This window comes from Streptomyces sp. NBC_00631, assembly GCF_045206895.1.
GTDB lineage: Bacteria > Actinomycetota > Actinomycetes > Streptomycetales > Streptomycetaceae > Streptomyces.
In genome coordinates this window covers 6,077,823-6,101,697 of sequence record NZ_CP107734.1, presented here as the reverse complement: position 1 = coordinate 6,101,697, position 23,875 = coordinate 6,077,823, and the positions used below count along the sequence as shown (strand labels likewise).

General features: G+C 72.6%; 21 protein-coding genes and 1 pseudogene. 4 read left to right on the top strand and 18 right to left on the bottom strand.

The features are described 5' to 3' along the window. Positions 1-37 precede the first annotated feature (37 nt). Entirely contained in the window at positions 38-877 is an 840-nt protein-coding gene (locus tag OHB00_RS28050) for a diacylglycerol kinase (protein WP_406438673.1), read from the top strand. A 55-nt stretch (positions 878-932) separates the two neighbouring features. Here the strand turns inward: OHB00_RS28050 and eutC are convergent, their stop codons facing one another. Together eutC and OHB00_RS28040 are read right to left on the bottom strand one after the other, a co-directional pair. Next, positions 933-1,787, bottom strand: a complete 855-nt coding sequence (eutC, locus tag OHB00_RS28045) for an ethanolamine ammonia-lyase subunit EutC (protein ID WP_406446006.1) — start codon at positions 1,785-1,787, stop codon at positions 933-935. A 213-nt stretch (positions 1,788-2,000) separates the two neighbouring features. Further along, complete coding sequence (locus tag OHB00_RS28040) at positions 2,001-3,383, bottom strand: ethanolamine ammonia-lyase subunit EutB (RefSeq protein ID WP_406438671.1); 1,383 nt, start codon at positions 3,381-3,383, stop codon at positions 2,001-2,003. Positions 3,384-3,543: 160 nt separating this feature from the next. On the opposite strand from OHB00_RS28040, the gene OHB00_RS28035 reads away from it, so the two are divergent. Further along, positions 3,544-5,067 (top strand): APC family permease, encoded by a 1,524-nt coding sequence (locus tag OHB00_RS28035; RefSeq protein WP_406438669.1) that lies wholly within the window; start codon positions 3,544-3,546, stop codon positions 5,065-5,067. An 87-nt stretch (positions 5,068-5,154) separates the two neighbouring features. Here OHB00_RS28035 and OHB00_RS28030 read toward each other — a convergent pair whose 3' ends face one another. The 5 genes and pseudogenes from OHB00_RS28030 to OHB00_RS28010 form a co-directional block, all read right to left on the bottom strand. Continuing rightward, entirely contained in the window at positions 5,155-5,628 is a 474-nt protein-coding gene (locus tag OHB00_RS28030; RefSeq protein ID WP_406438667.1) for a peptidoglycan-binding domain-containing protein, read from the bottom strand. Between the two features lie 217 nt (positions 5,629-5,845). Next, positions 5,846-6,301, bottom strand: coding sequence for a DUF2690 domain-containing protein (locus OHB00_RS28025; RefSeq protein WP_406446004.1), 456 nt, complete (start codon positions 6,299-6,301; stop codon positions 5,846-5,848). A 549-nt stretch (positions 6,302-6,850) separates the two neighbouring features. Beyond that, a pseudogene (locus tag OHB00_RS28020) lies at positions 6,851-7,051 on the bottom strand (helix-turn-helix domain-containing protein); the annotation flags it as partial. Continuing rightward, positions 7,048-7,869 carry a peptidoglycan-binding protein gene (locus tag OHB00_RS28015; protein ID WP_406438665.1) on the bottom strand — a complete coding sequence of 274 codons (822 nt, stop codon included), beginning with the start codon at positions 7,867-7,869 and terminating at the stop codon, positions 7,048-7,050. The pseudogene OHB00_RS28020 and the gene OHB00_RS28015, both read right to left, overlap by 4 nt. A 141-nt stretch (positions 7,870-8,010) precedes the next feature. After that, positions 8,011-8,505 (bottom strand): GbsR/MarR family transcriptional regulator, encoded by a 495-nt coding sequence (locus tag OHB00_RS28010; RefSeq protein ID WP_406438663.1) that lies wholly within the window; start codon positions 8,503-8,505, stop codon positions 8,011-8,013. A gap of 73 nt (positions 8,506-8,578) precedes the next feature. Here OHB00_RS28010 and OHB00_RS28005 point away from each other — a divergent pair, with 73 nt between their 5' ends. Both OHB00_RS28005 and OHB00_RS28000 read left to right on the top strand, forming a co-directional pair. Beyond that, positions 8,579-9,475: an ATP-binding cassette domain-containing protein gene (locus OHB00_RS28005; protein ID WP_406438661.1), complete on the top strand. Its 897-nt coding sequence runs from the start codon at positions 8,579-8,581 to the stop codon at positions 9,473-9,475. Then, positions 9,472-11,070, top strand: coding sequence for an ABC transporter permease (locus OHB00_RS28000; RefSeq protein WP_406438659.1), 1,599 nt, complete (start codon positions 9,472-9,474; stop codon positions 11,068-11,070). The genes OHB00_RS28005 and OHB00_RS28000 overlap by 4 nt, the downstream gene beginning before the upstream one ends. A gap of 286 nt (positions 11,071-11,356) precedes the next feature. Here the strand turns inward: OHB00_RS28000 and OHB00_RS27995 are convergent, their stop codons facing one another. The 11 genes from OHB00_RS27995 to OHB00_RS27945 all read right to left on the bottom strand — a co-directional run bounded on the left by OHB00_RS27995 (position 11,357) and on the right by OHB00_RS27945 (position 23,804). Beyond that, positions 11,357-12,559: a cytochrome P450 gene (locus OHB00_RS27995; RefSeq protein WP_406438657.1), complete on the bottom strand. Its 1,203-nt coding sequence runs from the start codon at positions 12,557-12,559 to the stop codon at positions 11,357-11,359. A gap of 176 nt (positions 12,560-12,735) precedes the next feature. Beyond that, positions 12,736-13,578 carry an MHYT domain-containing protein gene (locus OHB00_RS27990; RefSeq protein WP_406438656.1) on the bottom strand — a complete coding sequence of 281 codons (843 nt, stop codon included), beginning with the start codon at positions 13,576-13,578 and terminating at the stop codon, positions 12,736-12,738. 249 nt (positions 13,579-13,827) lie between these two features. Beyond that, positions 13,828-14,502 (bottom strand): response regulator, encoded by a 675-nt coding sequence (locus OHB00_RS27985; protein ID WP_406438654.1) that lies wholly within the window; start codon positions 14,500-14,502, stop codon positions 13,828-13,830. Next, positions 14,499-15,866, bottom strand: coding sequence for a sensor histidine kinase (locus OHB00_RS27980; RefSeq protein WP_406438652.1), 1,368 nt, complete (start codon positions 15,864-15,866; stop codon positions 14,499-14,501). The genes OHB00_RS27985 and OHB00_RS27980 overlap by 4 nt, the downstream gene beginning before the upstream one ends. Positions 15,867-15,993: 127 nt before the next feature. Further along, positions 15,994-16,680: a response regulator gene (locus tag OHB00_RS27975; protein WP_406438650.1), complete on the bottom strand. Its 687-nt coding sequence runs from the start codon at positions 16,678-16,680 to the stop codon at positions 15,994-15,996. Beyond that, complete coding sequence (locus tag OHB00_RS27970; protein WP_406438648.1) at positions 16,677-18,062, bottom strand: sensor histidine kinase; 1,386 nt, start codon at positions 18,060-18,062, stop codon at positions 16,677-16,679. Before OHB00_RS27970 ends, OHB00_RS27975 begins: the two co-directional genes overlap by 4 nt. A 13-nt stretch (positions 18,063-18,075) precedes the next feature. Then, positions 18,076-19,311, bottom strand: a complete 1,236-nt coding sequence (locus OHB00_RS27965; RefSeq protein ID WP_406438647.1) for an acyltransferase — start codon at positions 19,309-19,311, stop codon at positions 18,076-18,078. Then, positions 19,304-20,389, bottom strand: coding sequence for an alpha/beta hydrolase (locus OHB00_RS27960; protein WP_406438645.1), 1,086 nt, complete (start codon positions 20,387-20,389; stop codon positions 19,304-19,306). The genes OHB00_RS27965 and OHB00_RS27960 overlap by 8 nt, the downstream gene beginning before the upstream one ends. A 296-nt stretch (positions 20,390-20,685) precedes the next feature. Then, positions 20,686-21,561, bottom strand: coding sequence for an alpha/beta hydrolase (locus OHB00_RS27955; RefSeq protein ID WP_406438643.1), 876 nt, complete (start codon positions 21,559-21,561; stop codon positions 20,686-20,688). 193 nt (positions 21,562-21,754) lie between these two features. Then, entirely contained in the window at positions 21,755-22,972 is a 1,218-nt protein-coding gene (gene kynU / locus OHB00_RS27950; protein ID WP_406438641.1) for a kynureninase, read from the bottom strand. Then, complete coding sequence (locus OHB00_RS27945; protein ID WP_406438640.1) at positions 22,965-23,804, bottom strand: tryptophan 2,3-dioxygenase family protein; 840 nt, start codon at positions 23,802-23,804, stop codon at positions 22,965-22,967. The genes kynU and OHB00_RS27945 overlap by 8 nt, the downstream gene beginning before the upstream one ends. Between the last annotated feature and the right edge of the window lie 71 nt (positions 23,805-23,875).

Below are 23,875 nucleotides of genomic sequence, written 5' to 3'. Positions count from 1 at the left end.
ACAGTGATGCTACCCGAGGAAGCGAGGCAGGACCGAGGTGGCGACTTTCGCGACGTCCGATCAGCTGCTGGTGATCATCGATCCGGCGGCACGGGAAACGGACGGCGAATCCGTCCGGATCGCGAAAGACGTGCTCAGCGCGGGTGCGGCCGCGAAGGTGTGCATGCCGGACGGGCCCGAGGAATTCGCCCGCGTACTGGCCCGCCGGGGCGCGCGCCGGCCGGTGGTCATCGGCGACGACAGCGCCCTGATCCGTGCGGTGACGCTGCTGCACCGCCGCCGGGAGCTGACCGGATGCGTGCTGTCCATGGTCCCGGTCGGGGGCGCGCTGAACGTCGCGCACACGCTGGGGGTGCCCGCCGGCACGGTGGCGGCGGCACGGGCGGTCCTGGACGGGGTGGAGCGCCGGATGGACCTCCTCGTCGACGACAGCGACGGGGTGGTGCTGGGCGCGCTGCGGATCCCGGGGGTGACGGCCGTGGCCCAGGCCGCGGAACCGGCGGCGGCGCGCGGGTGGCTGCGGCCGTACCAGCACCTCGTACGGTCCCTGTCGGTCGCCCGCCCGGTCCCGGCCGTGCCCCGCCCGCCGGCGAGGCTGCGGGTGGAGGTCGACGGGGAGACGGTGGTGGACCTGGACCAGCCGGTGGAGAACATCTCGGTGACCCCGGGCGGCCGCCACGGCCTCGCCGACGTCGAGATACGGCCCCTGTCGGTGGGCGCGGAGGCGACCCCGGTACGGGCCGCGGGCCGCACGGTCACGGTGACCGGCGCCGACTTCCGCTACCGGGCCGACGGCGGCGTGGCGGGACCGGTACGACGGCGGACGTGGCGGGTGGTGGAGGGGGCCTGGGGGCTCACGGTGCCGGGGGCGCCGTGACGGGGGGAGGGAAGCCCGTGGTGTCAGGGTCGAGGTGACACGGACCGGCCACCACTCAGGGCGTCCGACCGATCACCGCTCCGTCGTCGCTTTCGTCTTTGAGACCCACCCCCGTCCGCCCCAGCTCCCGTCCCCTCCTCATCAGCGCCGCCAGCTTCTCCGCCGCCGTCTGGTACGTCAGACCTCGCGGCGGGCGGATGTTGCTCAGGCAGTTGCGGTCGGCGTCCGTGGTCACGCCCGGCACCGGCCGGTACGTCAGGTACGCGCCCAGGGAGTCCGCCGCCGACATGCCGGGGCGTTCGCCGATGAGGACGACCACCAGTGCCGTACCCATGGCGTGGGCGATGTCGTCGCCGAGGGCCACCCGCGCCTGTTCGGCGAGGACGACCGGGGCGATGCGCCAGCCGGCGAGGCGGGCCGCCGTGGCCCGCAGCACCGCCGCCGCGTGTTCGTGCACGGCCCGGCTCGACAGCCCGTCGGCGACCACGAAGACGACGTCCCAGCCGTCACCGGCCGGCAAGTGCGCCCGGTCCACGGGGTGGAGCCGACGGCCCAGGTCGGGGCGCTGGAGAAACGTCAGCCGATCCCCGGCGGCACTGCGCACCCGTACCGTCGGCAAGCCCGTCAGCCCCGCCGCCACCACGTCCGGCTCGAACGCCGAGTGCACCGCGTCCCGCGCGGCCGCGTGCGCGGCCTGCAGCTCCAGCCGGTGCCGGGTGGGAAGCCCCGCCCCGAACCGCCCGAGCCCGATCCTGGCCTGGGTGTGGCGGCGCAACAACGGCCACAGCTCCTCCCCTCCGGGGGAGGCCACCGCGGCCACACCAACCGCCTCGCCCGTCTCCGCCACCGCGGCCACGCCAACCCTCTCGCCCGTCTCCGCCACCGCGACCTTCCCGACCGTCTCAGCCATTCCAGCCATCTCGCCCATCTCCGCCGCCTCCGCCGCCTGGGCCGACTCGGGTGTCTCAGCGGTCTCCGCCGTCCCCACCACCTGGACCGCCTCGGATGTCTCAACCACTTTCGCCATCCCCACCGACCTCGGCCACCTCCGCCGTCTCCGCCGTCTGGGCCGTCTCCGCCGTCTGGGCCGTGTCGGCGGGACCAGTCGCCTCGGTCGGCTCCGTCATGCGGCCAGTTCCCTTCCGATCGCTGTCAGGGGGTGGCTGTCGGTCTCGCGCAGGGTGCCGGTCTCGTCCAGGAGGCCGGTCGACTCCAGCCACCTCTCGAACTCCGGGGCCGGGCGCAGGCCCAGCACCTCTCGTAGGTAGAGCGCGTCGTGGTAGGAGGCGGACTGGTAGTTGAGCATGATGTCGTCACCGCCCGGTGTGCAGATCACGAAGGACGCGCCCGCGACGGCGAGCATGGTCAGCATGGTGGCGATGTCGTCGTCATCGGCGTCGGCGTGGTTCGTGTAGCAGATGTCCAGGCCCATCGGCAGGCCGAGGAGCTTGCCGCAGAAGTGGTCCTCCAGAGCGGCCCGGAGGATCTGGCGGCCGTCGTAGAGGTACTCGGGGCCGATGAAGCCGACGACGGTGTTGACCAGCAGCGGACGGTAGCGTCGGGCCACCGCGTACGCCCGTGCCTCCACCGTCTGCTGGTCCACGCCGTGGTGCGCGTCCGCCGACAGGGCGCTGCCCTGCCCGGTCTCGAAGTACATGACGTTGTCGCCGACGGTGCCGCGGCCGAGCGCGAGCGCCGCCTCGTACGCCTCGTCCAGCAGACCGAGGGTCACCCCGAAGGAGGCGTTCGCGGCCTGCGTTCCGGCGATCGACTGGAAGACCAGGTCGACGGGGGCACCGCGCGCCATCAGGTCCACGCTCGTCGTTACATGGCAGAGCACGCAGGACTGGGTGGGGATGGCGTAGCGGGTGATCACGCCGTCCAGGAGGTTCAGCAGGTCACGGACCGCCTTCGGGCTGTCGGTCGCCGGGTTGATGCCGATCACCGCGTCGCCGGAGCCGAGGAGGAGGCCGTCCAGGAGGGCGGCCGCCACTCCCGCCGGGTCGTCGGTCGGATGGTTCGGCTGCAACCGTGTCGCCAGCCGGCCCGGCAGGCCGATCGTCGAGCGGAACGCGGTGACCACCCGCACCTTGCGGGCCACGGCCACCAGGTCCGCGTTCCCCATCAGCTTGGACACGGCGGCGGCCATCTCCGGCGTGATCCCCGGCGCGACCGCGGCCAGCGCCCCGGTGTCCGCCGTCAGCAGCCACTCCCGGAACTCGCCGACCGTCAGCCCGGCGACGGGGGCGAAGGCGGCCACGTCGTGCGTGTCCAGGATCAGCCGGGTCACGTCGTCGTCCTCGTACGGGATCACCGGCTCGGTCAGGAAGGTCGCGAGCGGCACCTCGGCGAGCGTCCAGCGCGCCGCGACCCGCTCCCGGGCGCTCGCGGCGGCGAGGCCGGCCAGCCGGTCGCCGGAGCGTTCGGGGCTCGCGGCGGCCAGCAGGCGGGCCAGGGAGCCGAAGCGGTGGCGTTCGCCGCCGAGGGTGGCCGTGTACGTACTCATGGCGGCGACCGTACGAGCCGGGTGTTGCCGACAGATTGCGCCAGATTTCTAAAGGTCTGGTTGACAGATATTTAACACTCCGAGACCCTCTGCCGACTCATTCGGCCTACAGAGTTCCGGTCCAGTACAGCCGGCGAACAGCAGGAGAGGGGCCACCCCGATGGCAGTGGACGAGGGAGTCGCCCCGGCGACGGAGACAGCAGGGCAGGCAGGGGGGGACGGCACGGTCCACCGGCTGAAGCCCAACGCGATCGGCCTGCTCGGCGTGGTCTTCATGGCCGTCGCGACCGCCGCGCCGATCACCGCGATGACCGGCAACGTGCCCTTCATGGTGTCGTCCGGCAACGGCATCGGCGCCCCGGCGAGCTATCTCGTCGCAATGGTCATCCTGGCAATCTTTTCCGTCGGTTTCACGTCGATGGCGAAGCACATCACCTCGACGGGCGCCTTCTACGGCTTCATCTCCTACGGCCTGGGCCGCACCGCGGGCCTGGCCTCGGGGCTGCTCGCCACCTTCGCGTACGTCGTCTTCGAACCGGCGCTGATCGGCATCTTCTCGGTCTTCGCCAACACGACGCTCAAGGACCAGACAGGACTCGACATCCCGTGGTGGGCGTTCGCGATCCTGATGCTCGCCATCAACGCGACCGGCACCTGGTTCGGCGTCAGCGTCGCCGAGAAGCTCCTCGTCGTCCTCCTCGGCACCGAGGTGACCGTCCTCGCGGCGATGGCGATCTCGGTCGCCCTGCACGGCGGCGGCCCACACGGCTTCACCTTCGCCCCGGTCAACCCGGTCAACGCCTTCAAGGGCACCTCGGCCGGTCTCGGCCTCTTCTTCGCCTTCTGGTCCTGGGTCGGCTTCGAGTCGACGGCGATGTACGGCGAGGAGTCCCGCGACCCGAAGAAGATCATCCCCAAGGCGACGATGATCTCGGTCCTCGGCGTCGGCGTCTTCTACGTCTTCGTCTCCTGGATGGCCATCACCGGCAACGGCGAGGCGGCGGCCGTGAAGGCGGCCTCCTCCGCGAACCCGCTCGCGCTCTTCTTCGACCCGACCGAGCACTACGTCGGCCACTGGGCGGTCGTCCTCATGCAGTGGCTGATGATCACCGGCTCGCTCGCCTGCGGCATGGCCTTCCACAACTGCGCGGCCCGCTACATGTACGCGCTGGGCCGGGAGGGTGTCCTCCCCTCGCTCCAGCGCACCATCGGCCGCACCCATGCCCGGCACGGCTCCCCGCACATCGCCGGCCTGGTGCAGACAGTGGTCTCCGCCGTCCTGATCGCCGCGTTCTGGATCGCGGGCAAGGACCCGTACAACGCCCTGTACGTCCTCCTCGCCATCCTCGGCACCATGGCGATCCTGGTCGTGCAGGCGGTCTGCTCGTTCGCGGTGCTGGTCTACTTCCGCCGCAACCACCCCGAGAGCCGGCACTGGTTCCGGACCTTCACCGCCCCCCTCGTCGGCGGCGTCGCGATGCTCGGCGTGGTCGCCCTGCTGGTGTCCAACATGGGCGCCGCGGCAGGCGCCGAGTCCGGCTCCCTGCTGCTGAAGGCGACACCGTGGCTGGTGGCCCTAGTCGCGGCGACGGGCGTCGGCTGCGCGCAGTACCTCAAGCACCGCTCCCCCGAGCGGTACGCGCTGCTGGGACGGACGGTCCTGGAGGAGACCAGGGAGCGCTAGGAACGCCGGTCGCGCCCCGCGCCCGCCGCCTGGCGATGCAGGTGGCGGGCGCGGGGCGTGCGGACGGTCAGTTCGGCGGCGGGCCGCTCAGCACTCGCCGCTGCGGTTGTCGGCGAACCGCTTGAACGCGGCCTGGGTGGCCGGTCCGGCGATTCCGTCGATGCTGCTGTCGTAGCCCCAGAACGCCTGCAGCAGGCGCTGCAACGCCGAGACCGTGCCGCCGCCGACGTCGCCGTCGATCGCGCCGGTGTAACCCCAGTACTCCTGCAGGTTGCGCTGGAAGGCCTTCCAGCTGTCGGTGCCGAGCTGCCCGTCGATCCCGTCGGTGTAGCCCCAGTAGTTCCGCAGCCAGCACTGGACGTACTTGGCCTGGGTCGTGCTCAGCCCCAGGTTCACCGTGGCGCGCGGGGCGACGGTCCGGGAACTGACCGCCTGCGTCGAAACCCGTGCGGAAGCCGGCGTGGCCGCGAAGCTGGTGCTCGCGCCCGCCAGGGTCCCGGCGGCTATCGCGACGGCGGTGGCGAGGGCGGCACATGTCCTCGGAACAGTATTCGGTCGCACTTCATCTCCTCCTGGAGCCGTGGATCACATCGCGGTGGCGGGCGGGGCCACCCGGTCCGGCGCACCGGAACGGGGGACCACCCCGCCGCCGACGATGCTCCGGTGGACCGGATCCAGGTGTCGACGACTGGCGGAAATCTGCTGGAACGACGGAACCGTACCGGCTCTGACCTGCGCCGATTCGGTGCCGGATGACGGATTCGCGGGTCGTACCGACTCAGGGCGCCGGGGCGGAGAAACACCTCGGAGCCTGCGCCGGTCCCCTCAGACATGCGGTGAGCCGGGAGGCACGGCCGACGACGGCGACCAGGTCCGTGTAGACGAACCCGGTGGTGTCGCTCGGGCGGGCGACGGTGACGCTCTGCGTCGGCCCGCCGGGAACCGTGAAACTGAGGATGTCCCCGAGGGAGGTGCTCCAGACCCTGGCCCAGGCGGCACGGCACATCGGGCTGTAGCGGATCTCCAGGCCGAAGCCGGACCGGATCTGCGTGTGGAGCAGCGTCTTCGGCTCCACACCGCACTTCTCCACTCCCGGGTCCAGCCCGTCGCAGGCGCTCCCGGTGCAGCCGACGTGGAAGGCCGCGGCCGAGGGCGCGGACAGCGCGGCGACCGCGCCGGGCCCGGAGGCGGTCCACCCGTGACCGGTGACCGCCAGAAGCGCGGCAAGCAGCATCACGGCAACGCCACCGGCCACCCCGAGACGCCATCGCGACGACCTCCGCGGGCCGGACACGGGTGGCTCGGACACGGGAGGCTCGGGCACGGGCGCCCTGGAGACGGATGGCCCGGACGCGGACGCCCCGGACGCGGACGCCCCGGACGCGGACGCCTCAGTCGCAGATGACCTGGACGCGGACGACCTGGACCCGGAGGACCCGGACGCGGACGACCCAGACCCGGAAGGCCCGGACGCTGACGCCTCAGACCCGGAAGGCCCGGACGCGGACGACCCAGACCCGGAAGACCCGGACGCGGACGCCTCAGACACAGATGACCTGGACCCGGAGGACCCGGACGCGGAAGGCCCGGACGCGGAAGGCCCGGACGCGGAAGGCCCGGACGGGAGCGTTGATTGCGGTCCGGACGTGGTCGTGGCCGCGGCCACTGCCACACGGCCGTCCCCCGTCGACGGTCTCTCCGCCGGCCTCGTGGGCTCCGTCGTCGCGATCGCGCCGCGGCGGCTCCAGTCGGACTCGGCCAGCTCCCACAGGGCCCGAAGCCGCGGCTCGGGCTCGTTCGCGAGGACGCACAGCGCGCGTACGGCGAGCCACGGCGGCAGCGCACGGCCCGTCAGGTACCGCTGCCAGGACGACTTGCTGTACGCCGACTCGACGGCCAGCGCGGACAGGCTCAGCCCTGAACGCGCACGCAGCAGGCGCAGTTCCGCGGCGAGGCGGGCGCACTCCGGCGGTGTCGGGGTCATCGTCTCAGCGCCGCCCAAGTCCGCGGGCCCACCTGGCCGTCGACATCCAGGTGGAACGCCTTCTGCGCACTGATCACCGCGGCCTCGGTGAGCGGGCCGAAGTTGCCGTCGACGCCGCCCGGCGATTCCCCCGCGTGCTGCAGCAGACACTGCAACTCGGCGACCTCGGGCCCCCACATGTCGACCTGAAGATGATCGGTGCGGGTCGCGCTGTTGCCCGCGTACCACAGCCCCGCCTTGCGGACGAAGTGGCAGGTGTACGTCACCGGTTTCGCCGCCGCCACGGTCGTACCGGGCTTGGCTGTCGCTGACGCGCTGTGCCCCGGTTCCATCACCAGCACCGCGATCACCGCGCCCGCCGCGGCCGAGAGACCGACCGTCGCCAACTGCCGCAGCAGCCTCCGGGCCCGGGAACCGGTCTCCTTCCCGGCCACGGCGGCACCGTCGTACCCGCCCTCGCCCCCGCCCTCGCCGAGTTCCCCCGAGGACACGAAGGCGTCCGCATGCTCCCGCAGCGGCTCCTCGCCCGCCCCAGCGTCGCCGAGATGGTCACGGCGCCATGCGTCGCTCGCCCTGTCGTACCGTGCGAGCAGCCGGGCCGTGTCCGCCGCCACCATCGTGGCCATCGACTCCACCGCCTCGCGCGGCGGCAGCAGCCGGCCGCCGAGATAACGCTCCCAGGACGAGGAGCTGTAGCCCGTGCCGGTGGCGAGGTCCCGCAGACTCAGCCCGGATGCGTCTTTCAACCGCCGTAATTCCGCGACGAATTCGACGACAGCCGGGTCGAGCCCGGCCGGCAACGCTTTCCAACGCGCCACGTCCGCCCCCTGTTTCGAAGCCGGGTGGGGCGCCTCGCGCCTCCGCGCCCCAGAAGGGATAGTAATGTCGCCGTTCTTCCGGCTGCGAACAGCTTCGAGGCGTCGGCCTGTCGCGCCGTCCGGGGCGCTGCCGCCTGCCGCTCAGGCCGGCCCGAAGGTCTTCTCCCGGTGCACCCGCCACCGCTCCATCATGGCCGCGACCTCCCCCTCGACGAACTCGAAGAAGGCGAGCGTCTCCGCCATCCGGCGGCCGGCCGGAGTGTGCTCGCCGAGGCTGGTAACCCCCTCTCGCAGCGCCCCCTCCCACCGCTTGATGAGGGTCTCGCGGTTGGTCAGCGCCTCGTACCACTGGTCGCCGTGCACCCGGTACCGCTCCCGCCGCGAACCGGGCTCCCGCTCGCGCGAGACCATGTGCGTCTGGGCCAGGTAGCGCACCGCGCCCGACACCGCGGCGGGGCTGATCCGCAGCCGTTCGCCCAGCTCGGCGGAGGTCAGCGCGCCCTCGTCGGAGGAGAGCAGCGCGGCGAAGACCCGGGCGGGCATGCGCTGCATCCCGGCCTCGACGAGCTGCGCCGCGAAGGACTCGACGAACTTCGACACGGCCTCCGCGTCCCGGCCACCGGCTGTTTCCGTCATGGACTCACCCTATCCGAGCTTCAGACCCTTCCTTAACTTCACAATTTTCTGAAAGAAGCGTACGTTCTGAACCATGACGAAGGCAATCACGGTCGCCGGGCTGCAGAAGTCCTTCGGCCGCACCCGCGCCCTGGACGGCCTCGACCTGACCGTCGAGGCCGGCGAGGTGCACGGCTTCCTCGGCCCCAACGGCGCCGGGAAGTCGACCACGATCCGGGTGCTGCTCGGCCTGCTGCGCGCCGACTCGGGCGCCGCGCGGATCCTGGGCCGCGACCCCTGGACGGACGCCGTGGAGGTGCACCGCCGGATCGCCTACGTCCCCGGGGACGTGACCCTCTGGCGCAACCTCTCCGGCGGCGAGGTCATCGACCTCTACGGCCGCCTGCGCGGAGGCCTCGACGCCCACCGCCGGGCCGAACTGCTCGACCGGTTCGAACTCGACCCGACGAAAAAGGGCCGCACGTACTCCAAGGGCAACCGGCAGAAGGTCGCCCTGGTGGCCGCCTTCGCCTCCGACGTCGACCTGCTGATCCTCGACGAACCGACCTCCGGCCTCGACCCCCTGATGGAGGAGGTCTTCCAGCGCTGCGTGGAGGAGGAGCGCGACCGGGGCAGGACGGTCCTGTTGTCGTCCCACATCCTGAGCGAGGTCGAGGAGCTCTGCGACCGCGTCAGCATCATCCGCGGCGGCCGGACCGTCGAGTCCGGCTCCCTGGCCGACCTGCGCCACCTCACCCGCACCAGCGTGACCGCCGAACTCGCCGGTCCCCCCAACGGGTTGGCGCACCTTCCCGGCGTCCACGACCTCGACGTCCAGGGCCGCCGGATCCGTCTCCAGGTGGACACCGACCAGCTCACCGCCGTACTCCGCGCGCTGTCCGAGACCGGTGTCCGCTCCCTCACCTCCACGCCCCCCACCCTGGAGGAGCTCTTCCTCCGCCACTACCAGGACGAGGCGGTCGTGCGATGACGACCCTCGCCGGCACCGGCACCCTGCTGCGCTTCGCGCTCCGCCGCGACCGCGTGACGACCCCGGTGTGGATCGCGGTGAACGCCCTGATGGTCCTCTCCATGCCGGACACGCTGAAGAGCCTGTACGGCACGGCGGCCGAACGCGCCGACCTGGTCCGCCAGTTGCAGACCAACGCCTCCTTCCGCGCCCTGATCGGCCCGCTCCACGACACCTCCCTCGGAGGTCTGACCGCCTGGCGGGTGGGCGTGTACGCCGGGCTCCTCACGGCCGTGACCAGCCTGCTCATCGTCGTACGGCACACCCGCGACGAGGAGGAGAGCGGCCGTGCGGAACTCGTGGCGTCGGGCGCGGTGGGCCGCCGGGCGCCGCTGACCGCGGCCCTGCTGGCGGCGGCGGTGGCCAACGGGGTGGTGGCCCTGCTCATCACCGCCGGCCTGGCGGGTCAGGGCACGGCCGGTGCGCTCTGCCTCGGCCTCGGCCTGGCCGCGACCGGCATGGTCTTCGCGACGACGGCGGCGATCGTCGCCCAGCTCACGGAGAGCGCCCGCCTGGCGCGGGGCCTGACGTCCGCCGTCCTGGGCGCGGCCTTCGTGCTGCGCGCGGCGGGCGACTCGGCGACGGCTGGGGGCACCTCCCAGGCTTTCGGCACTGGGGGAGGAGGGTCGGTGTGGACGTGGCTCTCCCCACTGGGCTGGCTGGAGAACCTGCGCCCCTTCGCCGCCGAACGCTGGTGGGTGCTCCTGCTCTTCGCGGCGGCGGTGCTGGCGCAGGGCCTCACGGCGTATGTGCTGGCCGGCCGCCGGGACCTCGGCATGAGCTTCTTCCCGGCCCGCCCCGGCCCGGCCACCGGCCGCCTCGGCTCCACCGCCGCCCTGGCCTGGCGGCTGCAGCGGGGCGGTGTGCTCGGCTGGTCGCTCGGCTTCTTCCTGGCCGGCGTGGTCTACGGCGGCCTGACGCAGGGCGCGGCCGACCTGGTCGGCGACAACAGGAGCGCCCGCCAGATCTTCGAACGGATGGGCGGCCAGAGCGGGCTGACGGACGCGTTCCTCGCCTCGATGGTCGGCATGCTGGGCCTGGTCGCCGCGCTGTACGTCGTGGCGTCGGTACTCCGGCTGCACGGCGAGGAGACCTCGGCGCGCGCCGAACCCCTCCTCGCCGCCCCCGTGAGCCGCCTGCGCTGGGCGGCCGGCCATCTGACGATCGCCTTCGGCGGCCCGGCCCTGATCATGCTCCTCGCGGGGGCGGGCTTCGCCGTCGGCTACGGCAGGCAGGCGGCCCCGATCCTGGGCGCCTGCCTGGTGCAGCTCCCGGCGGTGTGGGTGATCGGCGGGGTGACCGTGCTGTTGTACGGGGTCGCGCCCCGGTTCGCCCCGGCGGCCTGGGGTGTCGCGGTGGCGGTGCTGCTGATCGGCTGGGTGGGCCCGGCGCTCGACGCCCCACAACTCGTCCTGGACCTGTCCCCCTTCGGCCACCTGCCGAAGCTGCCGGGCGGGGAGATGGCGTGGGGACCGGTGCTGACCCTGCTGACCCTGGCCACGGCACTGACGGCCGGCGGCCTGGCGGGGCTGCGGCGCCGGGACCTGACGACCTGACCGGCGGGAGCCGGGAACCCGCGCGCGGCCGCACACGTCCCTCCCGGACATGCGACAACGTACGCAGGCCGCGGCGGGCTGCCTGACCGCGGCCGTCGGCGCGGCCACCGGACTCGCCGTACGGACGATCGACGTACGCTCACGGCTGTGGCGCTTCGAACAGGCCCCGGACCGGAGGGTCCTCTACGCCGAACTGCCTCCCCAGTGCCGAAAGCCTGGGAGGTGCCCCCAGCCGTCCTCGGCGGGACCGCCGTCGCACTCGCCGTCCGGGCCCTGGTCCACCGGCTCAGAGCGTGACGGCGAGCCCCTCAAGGCCCCGGATCACGAAGTTCGGCTTCCGTCGCGGCTCCGCCGCCAGGCTCAGCGCCGGCGCCCGTTCCAGCAACGCGGTCATGGACGCGGCCAGCTCGATGCGGGCCAGCGGTGCGCCGATGCAGTAGTGGATGCCGGCGCTGAAGGAGATGTGCGGGTTGTCGCGGCGGGTGAGGTCGAGTTCCCCGGGCCGGTGGAACACGTCGGGGTCGTGGTTGGCGGAGCCGAAGAGCATGGCGATCTCCGCACCGCGCGGGATCGTGCTCCCGTCGATCTCGATCTCGTCCAGCACCCAGCGTTCGAAGAGCTGGAGCGGGGTGTCGTAGCGCATCAGCTCCTCGATCGCGGTGGGGATCAGGGAGTGGTCGGCGCGGAGGGCGGCGAGCTGGGCGGGGTTGCGGAAGAGGGCGTACCAGCCGTTGACCGTGGCGTTGACGGTGGCCTCGTGACCGGCGTTCAGCAGGAGTACGGCGGTGGAGATCATCTCCTGCTCGGTGAGGCGGTCGCCCTCGTCGTGCGCCTCGATGAGCCCGGAGATCAGGTCGTCGCCGGGCTCCTTGCGCCGCTCGGCGATCAGTTCCCGCAGGTAGTCGGAGAACTCGACGGACGCCCGCACCGCCCTCGCGGCCGTCTCCTGCGACGGGTTCAGCTCGTACATCCCGCAGATGTCCGCCGACCAGGGGCGCAGGGGGGCGCGGTCCGCCTCCGGGATGCCGAGCATCTCGGCGATGACGGCGACGGGGAGGGGCTCGGCGACATCGGTGAGCAGGTCGCCCCCGCCCTTCGCCACCAGCCCGTCGACGAGCTCTCCGGCGAGCCGCGCCACGTACGGCTTGAGCCGCTCGACCGTGCGCGGGGTGAACGCCTTCGACACCAGGCGGCGGATGCGGGTGTGGTCCGGCGGTTCGAGGTCGAGCATGCCGTGGTCGTTGAGCGTGTGGAACGGCTCGTGCTCCGGCGGGGGCGCACTCCGCCCGAAGTCCTCGTGCGTGAACCGGTGCTGGTACGTCCGCCCCAGCCGCCGGTCCCGCAGCAGCGCCGAGACATCGGCGTGCCGTGGAACCAGCCACTGGTCGGTGGGCTCGAAGTACCGCACCCGACCGCCGGCCCGGAGCTCGGCGTAGGAGGGGTACGGGTCGGCCAGAAAGTCCGGGTCCCACGGGTCGAAGGCTGCCATGGACGGACGTTAGACCGCCGGTACCTCTTCTGACCAGGGGGTCTCGGCGCTCACCCGTCCGACGCGGCCTTGAGGTGACCGAGGAAACCGTTGGAGACGCGGTACCGCAGCGCCGTCTCGTGGATGCCGGGCGCGTGCCGCGGCATGGCCCGGCCAACACCCGGCTGAGCTCGGGATCAGGACATGTAACGCCGTTCCGCCGCCGATCGCGGATAGTCGGTGGGCTGCCAGGACTGCATGGCCGGGGCGGCGGCGGGGGACGGCGTGGCCGTCCGGTCGCGTTGGCCGCCCACGACCTCCGGGTCGAACATGACGATCGCCGCCGCCAGGATCAGGGCCGCCACCGGGCCGGCCAGCATGACCAGCAGGAAGGCCAGGAGGCTGGTCGAGGACTCGGCGTTCGTCTGCGTCTGGGCGACGTGGACGCTCACCGCGGACATTCCGGTGTAGTGCATGGCCGACACCGCCGCGCCCATCACCAGGCTGGCGCCGACGGTCGCCCAGACCGCGCTGATCGACACCGCCGCCCAGAGCGCGGCGGTCGCGGCGACCACGGCGATCACCACAGAGAGGACGACGACCGTGGTGCCGTAGCGCACGGTGCCGCCGGTGTTCATCGCGGTCATGCCCAGGTAGTGCATCGCCGCGACACCGAGACCGGTGAGAAGGCCCGCGGCGCCCAGGGTCGCCGGGCCCGAGCCCCGGTAGCCGACCAGGAAGACGCCGACGGCGACGACCGCGATGCAGACGACGAGGCTCAGCACCGTCCGGTCGGCGTCGTAGCTGACCAGGGTGCCGTCCACGCTGAAGCCGATCATCGCGATGAAGTGCATGGTCCAGATGCCGCAGCCGAGGGACACCGCGCCCAGAGCGAGCCAGCCGAAACGTTTCTCTCCGCGCCCGCGGCCTAGCGAACGGGTCGTGCAGCGCAGGGCCAGCACGGCGCCCAGACATGCCATCAGATACGCGGCGATCGGGGTGATCAGGCCGTAGTGGAACTCGGACACGTCAGCGGTCATCGCGGCAACTTTCTTCACGCGAAACGGGGACGGGGAAGGGAGCGGAGAAGGGGACGGCGACGGCTCCCGCGGGAAAACGGGAGTCGGGTCAGGAGGGGAGGATGCGGGGACGGGGGTGGCCGGAATCAGCCACCTGGCCGATTCCTTCACCATCCAAACACAACTTGAGCACACTGCGTCCACACCTGTACCGCCTGCGATCGAATCGCAACAACGCCTGTGCTCATGGCATGTGCGCCACCCCGCCACCTACCTCGGCGTCACCAGCCGTGCCTCGTACGCGAACACCGCCGCCTGGGTGCGGTCCCTGAGGCCCAGCTTCACCAGGATCCGGCTGACGTGGGTCTTCACGGTCGACTCGGCCACCACCAGGCGTTCCGCCATCTCCGCGTTGGACAGGCCGTGGGCGATGAGGACCAGGACCTCCGTCTCACGGTCGGTGAGGTCGCCGTAGGCCGCGTGGGCCGTGCGCATCAGGCGCGGGCTGTCGGAGAGCTTGGAGAACTCGGTGATCAGGCGTCTGGTGACCGAGGGGGCGAGAAGGGCCTCGCCCGACGCCACCACCCTCACGCCTTCGGCCAGCTGGCGGGCGGAGGCGTCCTTGAGGAGGAAGCCGGAGGCTCCGGCGCGCAGGGCCTGGTAGACGTACTCGTCGAGGTCGAAGGTGGTCAGGACGAGGACCTTGGCCGCGGTGTCGGCGGCGACTATCTCGCGGGTCGCCTCGATGCCGTTCAGCTCGGGCATGCGGATGTCCATCAGGACCACGTCAGGGGCGAGTTCACGGACACGGTCCACCGCCTCCCGGCCGTTGACCGCCTCGCCGACGACCTCGATGTCCGGCATCGCGTTCAGCAGGACCGAGAAGCCCTCGCGCACCATCATCTGGTCGTCGGCGATCAGTACGCGGATGGTGCGGTCGGTCATGCGTCACCTTCGCGGGTGGTGGCGACGGGAAGGAAGACCGTCACCTCGTAGCCTCCCTCGGGCGTCGGGGCCGCCGTCATCTCGCCGTTCAGCATGGAGACGCGCTCCCGCATGCCCGTGATGCCGTGACCGGCGCCCGGGGACGGTTTGATGAGGGCGGGCCGCGGCGGCGGACCGTTGACTATGCGCAGGCCCAGGCCGCCGATGACGTAGCCGATCTCGACACGGGCGCTCGCTCCGGGCGCATGGCGCAGGGTGTTGCTCAGCGCCTCCTGGACGATGCGGTACGCCGACAGCTCCACGCCCTGCGGGAGTTCACGCACCGCGCCTGTCACCCCCTTGTCGACGGCCGTCCCCGCCTCCCGCACGTTGTCCAGCAGCGCGTCCAGGTCGGCGAGGGTGGGCTGCGGGGCGTCCGGCGCCTCGTAGTCCTCGGCGCGGACCACGCCCAGCACCCGGCGCAGTTCGGTGAGCGCCGCCACCGCGTTCTCCCGGATCGTGACGAACGCCTTCTCCAGCTCCGGCGGCGGGTTCTCCACCCGGTAGGGGGCGGCTTCCGCCTGGATCGCGACGACGGACATGTGGTGGGCGACCACGTCGTGCAGTTCGCGGGCGATCGTGGTGCGCTCTTCGAGGAGCGTGCGCCGGGAACGCTCGTGTGCCGTCTGCGTCTGCTGCGCGGTCACCGTCTGCTCGGCCTCCCGGCGGATCTGCCGGATGGTGAGCGCCAGCAGGGCTATCGCGGAGGCGACCAGCATCGAGCCGACGTCGTTGTCGTAGTGGCCCGCGCCGAGGAGCTGGACGTTCACGACACCGTAGAACGCGGTGATCGCCCACATCCAGGCCGCGGTGCGCGGACGGGTGCGGACCGCGACGACCGTGAGCACCACCAGGTGGGAGAGGAAGTTGCCAGGCGCCCAGGGCCATTCGTCCCAGGCGTTGCTCAGCACGGCGCCGAGCCAGGACACGACGAGGGACAGCCAGAAGGCGGCGACCGGACGCACCAGCGTGAGCAGCACCGGCGCCAGGACGAGCAGCCCGGCCAGCAGGGCCACGGCCGGTCCCTCCGGTTGCCGTTCCGCGACGGACACCAGCAGCGCCAGCACGCCGGCCGCGGCCACTGCCAGATGCGTGCTCCAGGCCGCGTACTCGCGCAGCCGGCCGGGCAGCCGGCGGGCGAACGGACGCTCGGTGCTCAGCGGCGGCAGCGGCCGGTAGGCGAAGGCGTCCTGGAACAGGTCCTGTCGCAGCCTGCCCAGGGCGTCCAGCACCGCCCGGACCTCCGGGCTGCGCGGCTTGTACGGTTCGAACGAGCCGTCCGGCGGCTGCGGCGGCATCGGCTGCGAAGGGGTCGTCTCGGTCACGTACACGACCGTAGGCGGAGGCCGGGGTAGCCGTCGTCACCAGTGAGGCTGGTCCTCGGGCATCCCTCTCAGGTACTACGGGTGCGTCAAGGAGCAGCGGGAGCCCTCCGGTCAGCAACCGCACGGCTCAGTAACCGGAGGGCCGTACCAGCCCGGACTCGTAGGCGAACACCGCGGCCTGGGTGCGGTCCCTGAGGCCCAGCTTCACCAGGATCCGGCCCACATGCGTCTTCACGGTCTGCTCGGCGACGACCAGCCGCTCGGCGATCTCCGCGTTCGACAGGCCCTGCGCGATCAGCGTGAGGACCTCCGTCTCGCGCTCGGTCAGCTCGCCGACGCGGGCCTTCAGCGGGGCGCGCACCCCGCCGCCGTCCAGCCGGGAGAACTGGGTGATCAGCCGCCGGGTGATGCCGGGCGCGAGCAGCGCGTCACCGGCCGCCACCACCCGGACCGCCTCGGCGAGCTTGTCCGCGGACGCGTCCTTGAGCAGGAACCCGGACGCGCCGGAGCGCAACGCCTCGTACACGTACTCGTCCAGGTCGAAGGTGGTGAGCACCAGCACCTTGATGTGCGGGCGTTCACCGACGATCCGGCGAGTGGCCTCGATGCCGCCCAGCTCGGGCATGCGGATGTCCATGAGGACGACGTCCGGGGTGAGTTCGGCGACCTTGGCCACGGCCTCCAGACCGTCCACCGCCTGGCCGACCACCTCGATGCCGGGCTGGGCGTTCAGCAGCACGGTGAAGCCCTGCCGGACCATCTGCTGGTCGTCGGCGATGACCACGCGGATCGGGTCGCCACTGCTGCTCGTCATACGCGGTCGTCCTTCGGATCGGGGGCGGCACGGTCCGTGCCGGTGGCGGGGTCCGCCGGGTGACGGGGCACCAGGCCGGTGCCGGGCCCGGCGGCCGGGAGCTCCGCGAAGACCCGGTAGCCGCCGTCCGTCCGGGGCGCCGCCGTCAGCGACCCGCCGAGCATCGCGGCCCGCTCCCGCATCCCGAGCAGTCCGTGGCCGGCGCCCGGCGACGGCGGCGCCGGCCGGGTCGGCCGGGAGTTCGCGACGGACACCAGGAGTCCGTAGGGGATGTACTCGATCTCGACATGAGCGGTCGCTCCCGGCGCGTGCCGCAGGACGTTGCTCAGCGCCTCCTGCACGATCCGGTACGCCGACAGCTCCACGCCCGACTGCATGGGGCGGCGCTCGCCGTTGACCCGGGCGGTGACGGTCAGACCGGCCGCCCTGGTGTTCTCGACCAGCGCGTCCAGCCGGTCCAGGGTGGGCTGCGGGCTGTGCGGGCCGGTGCCGGGGTCGACCGGCGCGTCCTCGTCGGGGCTCTCGGAGCGCAGGACACCCAGCACCCGGCGCAGTTCGGTCAGCGCCTCCAGCGCGTTGTACCGGATGCCGTCGAGGTTCTCGCGCAGCTCGTCCGACGGGTTCTCCACCAGGTGCGGGGCGACCTGTGCCTGGATGGAGATGACCGACATGTGGTGGGCGACCACGTCGTGCAGCTCGCGCGCGATCCTGCTGCGCTCCTCCAGCAGGGTGCGCCGGGCCCGCTCCTCCTCGGTGAGCGAGGCCTGGTGGTCGAGTTCCGCGCGCGCCTCGCGGCGGCCCCGCAGCGCCGTGCCGAGCGCCACGACGATCACGGCCAGGACGACGGTGATCACCGACGTGGACTGGTGCGGCAGCGCTCCCCAGACGCCGTCGAGGAGCCAGGTGACCACTACGGTCAGGGCGAGTGCCTCGGCGGCCACGCGGGCACGGACCCGCAGCGTGAGCAGCAGCAGGACCAGCAGCTGCGCGATGATCCCGGCCACGGTCCAGGGCCACGTGAACAGGACCACGGGGGTCGTGCCCAGCCGGCCGTGCAGTGTGATGGCGGCCACCAGCATGGCCCCCGTCGACAGCCACCAGGCCGGGACGGGCCGCCACATCGCGAGGAGCACGGCGCCGCCCGGGGCGAACCCGAGCAGAGAGGCGAGACCGGCACCCAGATGCCCGTTGTGCTGGAGCTGTGCGATGCCGCCGATCGTGATGCCGAAGGCCGCCAGGCACAGCACACCGTGCGGCAGCCAGCGCAGCCATACGGAGGGGGGCAGCGGGTCCAGGCGGGCCGTGCACAGGTCGTCGCGGAGTATCCGCAGCCAGCGCGGCAGGCGGCCGGTCCGCTTAGCCCGCCGGGTCCCCGTGTCCATCACAGCGATCAGCCTAGACATGGCGGGCCCCGGCCGGTGCCGCCCGATCGGACGAGGGCTGCGTCCGCACGACCCGCGAGCGGGTCCGGGGCCGCCCGCGTTCGTACGCGTGGAACGCCGCCCAGCAGACGCCGAGCATCAGGGCGAAGGCCGGGAGCCAGAGCAGGCGGGCGGCGATCCAGGTGAGACCGCCGGGGGGTGTGTGCAGGCCGGGGAGGCGGCCGAGCAGGAGGCCCATGGCCGTGGTCGCCATCATGGCCGTCTGGTGCCAGAGGAAGATCGTCATCACGGAGAGGTTCACGAAGGCCACCGCCGCCCAGGCGAGAGGGCGGCGCATCGCCTCGCGCAGCCGCTCGCGCAGCAGCAGGGCCAGGCCGCACTGGGCCAGCCCGAAGGTGACGGCGGCCAGCGTGGGCGGGTCCAGGTTGGACACGGTGGATCCGGGGACGCCGACCATCGACGCCGGGTAGCCCGCCCACACGACGAGTCCGGCCGTCGCCGCCGCACCGCCGACGAGCAGGACCCAGCCGGCGCGCGGGCGGTCGAGCTCGCCGCGGGTCCAGGCGGCGCCCAGGGTGTAGGGCACCAGCCAGCCCGCCGCCAGGTTCACCCAGCCGACGGCGGGCGGGGCGCCGAGGCCGAAACGGAGCAGGTCCACGTGGAGGACGACGGCCAGCGGCCACAAAGGGTTGAGCCGGGTGACGAGGGGAGTCGCCGCCGTCAGCGCCGCGAAGACCACCAGGAACCAGAGGGGCGACAGGGCCAGTTTGGCGAGGGTGCGGACGGTGGTGAGGTCGGTGCCGGACAGGAGCAGGGCGGTGGTCGCGAGCGTCCAGAGGATGAGCAGCGCGGCGACCGGTGTGAAGAGCCGGGACAGACGGGCGGTCAGCCAGCGGTGGTAAGGGGTGCCCTGGGCCTGGGCGGTGGCGTAGCTGCGGGTGGCGACGTGGCCACCGACCAGGAAGAACACGGCGAGGGTCTGGAAGAGCCAGGAGACCGGGGCCAGCCACGGCAGGTGCTGGAGGGGGCTGCTGGTGTGCAGTTCGCCGCCGTCCGCCACCAGCGCCGTGACCAGCCAGTGGCCCAGCACCACACCGAGCACGGCGAACGCGCGCAGGGCGTCCACGGCACGGTCCCGGTCGGGTGGGGTGGCCGCGTCGACGCGGTGGGCGAGGCGCCGTATCGCTGCCAGGGGTCGCGCTGTGGGCTGTTCGGCCTTCCCATTGCGGGGTGTCGGCGGCTTACGCACGGGTGACCTCCGTTGTCTCGCCGAGGACGATCCGGGCGAGGTTGGCCAGGGAGGCCGAGCCCGGGGTGAAGTAGTCGCTGTGGCCGCCGGGGCCCGCCGCGAAGACGCGGGCGCCGAAGGCCGGGGAGACGGGGTCGGTGCCGAAGCCGACGGTCGTGCCGAAGAGGTCGGCGTGGACGTGCGGGACCTCGGCTATCCAGTCGTCGGCTCCCCGGGCCGCCCAGATACGGGCGGAGGTGTGCAGGGCCGCGGCCGAGTCGGCGCCGGTGCCGGGGCTGCCGACCAGGGCGATGTCGGTGACACCGAGGCCGGTGAGGGTGGGGGCGGTGCGGGCGCAGACCACCGTGCCGTAGGAGTGACAGAGAAGGGCGACGGCCGCCGGGCCTGGGGCGGTGAGGGTGCGCAGTTCACGGACGAACTCGCGCAGACGCGGGGCCGCCTGGCCGGCCCGGCCCGGGGTGAGGACCGTGGCGCTGATCGTGGCCGGGGGCCGGTAGCCGAGCCAGGCGATGACCGCGGTACGGGTGCCGCCGGGTGCCACATGGGTGAGGCGTCGGTACAGGGACTCGGCCGCCGCGTGGAAGCGGGCGTAGGTGTCGAGGGTGGTGTCCGAGCCGGGGACCAGGACGGCGATGCGCGTCGCGTGCGGCAAGTCGCCGAAGATCTCGGTGACTTGACCGTCGCCTCTTGCGTCGTAGCGGAGGAGGTGCCGGGCGGGGGACGCGAGGGCAGCGTCCGCGGCGGCCCGGGAGGCGTCGCCGTCGGCGGCGGCCATACGGGCGGCTTCGGCGGCGTTCTCGCGGTTCGCCTCGTAGGCGGTGGCGAGGGTGGCCGGAGAGAGTCGGGCGGGGAGAGCGGCGGGCGACGGGGCGGGGATCCGGGGCCGGACGGCGGCGGAGAGGGGAAGGACCACTGCGGCGGTGAGGAGCGTGGCGAGGAGGGTGCGGCGCACCCTCCCGCGCCGACGCCCGTCCCGACGCGGGCCCCAGCCGCCGCCCCAGCCCTCGCGCCACCGGCCCGGCCTCTTCCGCTCCCCCGTCGCCGACATCGTCAGCCCCCCGTTCAGTCGCCCGGCCATCGGGCTCGTCTGATCGGGAAATTACGGAGCGGACCGTGTCGTTCGCGTCCCGCCTGAGAGCTCACCTGCGAGCTAGCTCTCAGGTACTACGGGTATACGGGGGAAGACTCAGGGACGCCCCGCCACCAGGCCGGGTACGCCCCCCCAAGACGGTAGGGCCCGCCGGGCAGTTCGGCCCGCCGCGCCGGCCGGCCCCACCACACCGCTCGGCCGCACACCAACCGGCCTCACCACACCAGCCGGCCCCACCACACCGCTCGGCCGCACACCAGCCGGCCTCACCACACCAGCCGGCCTCACCAAGCCAGTTGGGCGATCTCCTCCGCCACCACCGCGCAGGCGTCCGCCGCCGGGTCGATGAGGGGGAAGTGGCCGACCTCCTCCAGGAGCGTCAGGCCCACCACCTCGCCCGCCCTGGCCGCCGCGTCCGCGTAGGACTCGGCGACGGCCTGGGGGACGACCACGTCAGTGCGGCCCTGGACCAGGGTGGTCGCGATGCCGGTCGGAAGCAGCAGCGCCGGGTCGGCACAACGCTGCCGTTCGGTGAACTTGTCCTCGCCGCCCAGGAGTTGCAGGGCCGCGTTGCCGCAGACGTCCAGCTTCTCGGCCATCGCGAAGTCCGCGATCGGGGCCAGGGCCACCACACCCCGCAGCGGCGCCGGTCCGGAGGTGCGCCACGCGGCGTCCGCCGGGAGGACGTGCCGGGCCGCCGCCCACAGTGCCAGGTGGCCGCCCGCCGAGTGGCCGGTGAGGACCGTGCGGCGCAGGTCCGCCCGCGGTACCGCCTCGCGGACCAGGTTCGGCAGGGCGTCCAGCGCCGCCGCCACGTCGTCGAAGGTGTCCGGCCAGCGGCCCGCCACCGGGGCCGTACCGCCCTGCGCGGGCAGCACCGCGCCGCGCCGGTACTCGACGTTGGCCACCGCGAAACCGCGCCGGGCCAGGTAGTCGGCGAACGGGGTGATGTGGCCGCGGTCGTACGCCGCACGCCACGCGCCGCCGTGCAGGACGACGACCAGGGGGGCCAGGGGCTCGTCGGTACGCGGGGCGTAGAAGTCGATCACCTGGTCGGGGTGGTCGCCGTACGCGGCTGTGGCGTCGGGCGCGACGTGCGGGTGCGAGAAGGCCGACTCCTCCTCGGCGGCGGCCCGGGCTGCTGCGGCGTCGTCCGGCATGCTCCAACCTCTCAGGCACGTAATGATGTTGGCGGACCAGGTGGGGAATTCGCCCGTTGGCCGGGACGGTATCAGGCCGGTGACGTGCGGGGACACGCGGATGTCACGCACGGTGAGGATTAAACGGATCTGTACCGTCCCGGCAATTTCCGCCGGGGTCGTCGTATCTTCAAGTCGACTCCGCGGAAGGGTCCTACGACCCGTCTACGACCTCCCCCAGCACCCGTGCCGCCCGCTCCACGTCCGCGAAGCCGACGTACAGCGGGGTGAAGCCGAAGCGGAGGACGTCGGGGTGCCGGAAGTCGCCGACCACGCCCCGCTCGATCAGCCGCTTCATCACGTCCCCGGCGTCGGCACAGCGCAGCGCGATCTGGCTGCCGCGCTCCTCGTGGGCCACCGGGGTCAGACAGTCGACGCGGCCCGCCGGAAGGTAGGCCTCCACGCACTCCAGGAAGAAGTCCGTCAGGGCGAGGGACTTGGCGCGGACCGCCTCGATCCGGACGCCCTCCCAGACGTCCAGCGCCGCCTCCAGGGCCAGCATGGAGAGGATGTCCGGGGTGCCGACGCGACCGCGTACCGCGCCCGGTGCCGGTGCGTAGGACGGGCTCATGCCGAAGGGCTCGGCGTGCGAGTTCCAGCCGGGCAGCGGGGAGTCGAAGAGGTCCTGAAGCTCGCGGCGGACGTACAGGTACGCGGGTGAACCCGGGCCGCCGTTCAGGTACTTGTAGGTGCAGCCGACCGCCAGGTCCACGCCGTGCTCGTCGAGGCCGACCGGCAGCGCGCCCGCGCTGTGGCACAGGTCCCAGACGGCCACGGCACCGGCCGCGTGGATCGCGGCGGTGAGGGCGGGGAGGTCGTGCAGCCGGCCCGTGCGGTAGTCGACGTGGTTGAGGAGGACGGCGGCCGTGCGGTCGCCGAGGGCGTCAGGCACCCCGGCCGGGGTGACCGGACGCAGCACGCAGCCGGTCAGGCGGGCCGCCGACTCGGCGATGTAGCCGTCGGTGGGGAAGGTGGTCGCGTCGACGAGGATCTCGTCACGCCCCTCCCCCGCCAGCCGTACCGCACCGACAAGTGCCTTGAAGACGTTGACACTTGTGGAGTCGCCGACCACGATCTGCCCGGCCGCCGCGCCGACCAGCGGGGCGATCCGGTCGCCGATCCGCTCCGGCGCCGTCCACCAGCCGCTCTCGTCCCAGGACCGGATCCGCAGCTCGCCCCACTGCCGCCGGACGACGTCCTCGACGCGGCCGGGGACGTGCGCGGGCAGGGCGCCCAGGGAGTTGCCGTCGAGATAGACGCCAGCGGCGCCAGCCGCATGATCGGACACCGTATCGAGGACGAAGCGGTCCCGCACACCGGCCAGTTCGTCCGCCGCGTCCGCCTTCTCCGCCCTCAGCGCGAGCTCAGACATGGGACCTCGCCGTCCACAGCTCCGGGAACACGTTCTTGCGGGCGCGCTTCTCCAGCCAGGCGACCCCGGCCGAGCCGCCGGTGCCGGGCTTGGCGCCCATGGCGCGGCGGGTGGCGACCAGGTGGTCGTTGCGCCAGCGCCAGACGAGCTCGGCGACGTCGGTCAGTGCCTCGCCGAGGCGGGCGAGTTCGGCGTCCTCGGCGCCGGAGTAGACGGCGGTCCAGGCGGCCTCGACGGCGTCGTCGGACTCATAACGCTCGGAGACGTCACGCCGCAGCACGGCGTCCGGGACGGCGTGGCCGCGGCGCGCGAGCAGCCGTACCACCTCGTCGTACAGGCTCGGCTCGTGCAGCGCCTTCTCCAGCTCCGCGTGGACGCGGGGCGCGCCGCGGTGCGGGACGAGCATGGACGCGGACTTCTCGCCGAGCAGGAACTCCATCCGCCGGTACATCGCCGACTGGAAGCCGGAGCCCTCGCCGAGCGCGGAGCGGTAGGAGTTGAACTGGGCGGGGGTGAGCTGGCCGAGCGGCTTCCAGGAGGCGTTCAGCGCCTCCAGCTCGCGGGTGGAACGCTTCAGCGCGGCGATCGCGGTGGGGATGTCGTCGCGGCGCAGGGCCGCCGCGGCCGTCTCCCACTCGTGGACGATGACGGTGAACCACAGCTCCATCACCTGGGTCGTGACCAGGAAGACCATCTCTCCGGGATCGTCGGAGAGGGTGTGCTGGAGATGGGTGAGCACGTCGGCCTTGACGTAGTCCTCGTACGGCGTGGTGCCGGCGAAGTCGAGATGCGGGGTCTCGGGCTCGTGGTGTTCGAGAGCCTCTTGGGACATCGCTGTCTCCTGTAGTACTCCGGGTAGCGGTCCGCCCCTGCCGATGCCGACACGGGGGCCCCGGTCCCCAC

Coding starts and splice junctions, on each gene's coding strand:
- eutC (WP_406446006.1), bottom strand. CDS start 1,787: ATGGCTGAGACGGTCGGGAAGGTCGCGGTGGCGGAGACGGGCGAGAGG.
- OHB00_RS28040 (WP_406438671.1), bottom strand. CDS start 3,383: ATGAGTACGTACACGGCCACCCTCGGCGGCGAACGCCACCGCTTCGGC.
- OHB00_RS28035 (WP_406438669.1), top strand. CDS start 3,544: ATGGCAGTGGACGAGGGAGTCGCCCCGGCGACGGAGACAGCAGGGCAG.
- OHB00_RS28025 (WP_406446004.1), bottom strand. CDS start 6,301: ATGCTGCTTGCCGCGCTTCTGGCGGTCACCGGTCACGGGTGGACCGCC.
- OHB00_RS28010 (WP_406438663.1), bottom strand. CDS start 8,505: ATGACGGAAACAGCCGGTGGCCGGGACGCGGAGGCCGTGTCGAAGTTC.
- OHB00_RS28005 (WP_406438661.1), top strand. CDS start 8,579: ATGACGAAGGCAATCACGGTCGCCGGGCTGCAGAAGTCCTTCGGCCGC.
- OHB00_RS28000 (WP_406438659.1), top strand. CDS start 9,472: ATGACGACCCTCGCCGGCACCGGCACCCTGCTGCGCTTCGCGCTCCGC.
- OHB00_RS27995 (WP_406438657.1), bottom strand. CDS start 12,559: ATGGCAGCCTTCGACCCGTGGGACCCGGACTTTCTGGCCGACCCGTAC.
- OHB00_RS27990 (WP_406438656.1), bottom strand. CDS start 13,578: ATGACCGCTGACGTGTCCGAGTTCCACTACGGCCTGATCACCCCGATC.
- OHB00_RS27985 (WP_406438654.1), bottom strand. CDS start 14,502: ATGACCGACCGCACCATCCGCGTACTGATCGCCGACGACCAGATGATG.
- OHB00_RS27975 (WP_406438650.1), bottom strand. CDS start 16,680: ATGACGAGCAGCAGTGGCGACCCGATCCGCGTGGTCATCGCCGACGAC.
- OHB00_RS27970 (WP_406438648.1), bottom strand. CDS start 18,062: ATGGACACGGGGACCCGGCGGGCTAAGCGGACCGGCCGCCTGCCGCGC.
- OHB00_RS27960 (WP_406438645.1), bottom strand. CDS start 20,389: ATGGCCGGGCGACTGAACGGGGGGCTGACGATGTCGGCGACGGGGGAG.
- OHB00_RS27955 (WP_406438643.1), bottom strand. CDS start 21,561: ATGCCGGACGACGCCGCAGCAGCCCGGGCCGCCGCCGAGGAGGAGTCG.
- kynU (WP_406438641.1), bottom strand. CDS start 22,972: ATGTCTGAGCTCGCGCTGAGGGCGGAGAAGGCGGACGCGGCGGACGAA.
- OHB00_RS27945 (WP_406438640.1), bottom strand. CDS start 23,804: ATGTCCCAAGAGGCTCTCGAACACCACGAGCCCGAGACCCCGCATCTC.